The sequence below is a fragment of the uncultured Campylobacter sp. genome (assembly GCF_937949835.1).
Taxonomy (GTDB): Bacteria; Campylobacterota; Campylobacteria; order Campylobacterales; family Campylobacteraceae; genus Campylobacter_B.
Genome location: NZ_CALEDC010000501.1, coordinates 1 through 1,538 on the forward strand (window position 1 = coordinate 1; position 1,538 = coordinate 1,538).

The window sequence follows — 1,538 nt, forward strand, 5'->3', positions numbered from 1 at the left end:
AGGACGAGGAGTATTGTTTTAAAATTTCGCCCGCAAATGGCATGGCGGACGGCTCTCCGAATACGGCGCGCGGCAAGACGGCGGAGAGCACGAGCGACGAAGCCATGGGCGCGGCGGTGCGTGATACGGTCGTCGCGACGGTAGCCGACGGTGCGGAAAATAGGGCATCGGATGACGAAGCGCGTGCGGAGAGATCGCCGGATGCGGCGTGCGATATGAATGCCGAAACGACGTGCAAAGCTGCGGGCGCAACAACAAGCGAAGCGGCAGGCGATGCAGCAAGCGGAGCGACGAAAGAGATAGCGAGCGAGCGGGTAGACGACGCGCCGTGCGAATACAAGGTCTATGTGCGCGACTATGCGGAGGGCGAGGATAGGCTTTTCGCAGACGATTTTTACGGGTTTTTGGAAAAATTTTAAAACGAAATTTAAGGCAAAATCAGGAGCGACAAATGGGACTGTTTGATATTTTTAAAAAGGATAAATTTGACGTCGACGTGCGCTCGGACGGCATTTTCATCGGCGGCGTAAACTGCGAGTTTGATCTGGCTAAGCTTAACGAAGCCTTGGGGCAGCCGCGCGTGGTCGATGACGGGGAGGGCAAAAGCCGCTATTTTTGGGATGAGGCGGGGATTTTCGCCTTTGTGCGCGCAGGAGAGCTCGCAGAACCGAAGCTTACCGAGATGATTTTGATGCTTGAGGTCGCAAAGGGCGTGCAGCACGAGGTTCCGCGCAAGCTCTACGGCGGCGCGTTCACGCTTGAGGGCAGACCGCCGCTTGAGGCCGTGCCCGAGCAGGAGCTGCGCGGCGCATATATATTTTTGGAGCTTAGTCTAGGTAAATTCGAAGTCTCGCTAGCTCTTGCCGAGGCCGTGCAGGAGCGCATAGGCGCGATGGACTTTGCCGAGCGCTTCGCTAAGCGCGACACCGACGAGATTGCAGACATCGTGCGAGCTGCGAAAATGCCGATAGGGCGCGTCTGCATCAATCAAAAAGAGAAAAAGGTAAAGCGCAGGCCGAGCGATAAATTTAAGCTTCCGCACGCGGCTGGTGAGACGCTAGCGTTTAAAAATTTCAATTTCAAAGTCGCCGTGATGAACGAGCTGATGTATGAAAAAGCCCTGCTACAGCCCAAATTTGACGTGTTTGAGTACTGCGAGGAGCGCGGCATCGATCCGTATGCGGACTTCGGCGCCCTGCCGCAAGCCAAAAAGTGGTTTAAGAACTATCCGGTCCCCGCAAATTTGGCGGAACAGGTGAGCGAGCTCTATCTTGACGGCGGAAACGAAATTTACCTGCAAATCGCGCCTGATTGGGACGGCGAGGATGAGCTTTTCGACATCAAAAACATCGACGCCGCCGAGCTTGCACAATTTAAAAATCTTAAAAAAATCGAGACGACCGGCATCGGCATATCTAAAAAGGCTCAAAAAGTCTGCGCGGATGCGGGGATTACGGTAGTTGATTAAGTGCGTGAAAATGGACTTTGAGCCATACGGCGCGCGGTTTTAAAAAGCTGAAATAAACTTTTGAGCTGCG

The 1,538-nt window shown here is 54.0% G+C and carries 2 protein-coding genes; both read left to right on the forward strand.

The features are described from left to right. On the forward strand, positions 1-419 hold a 419-nt coding region (locus Q0256_RS11095; RefSeq protein ID WP_297963086.1), incomplete at its 5' end, for a hypothetical protein. 32 nt (positions 420-451) lie between these two features. Continuing rightward, a complete protein-coding gene (locus tag Q0256_RS11100; protein ID WP_297963088.1) occupies positions 452-1,468 on the forward strand; it encodes a hypothetical protein in 1,017 nt (338 codons plus the stop codon). Positions 1,469-1,538 lie beyond the last annotated feature (70 nt).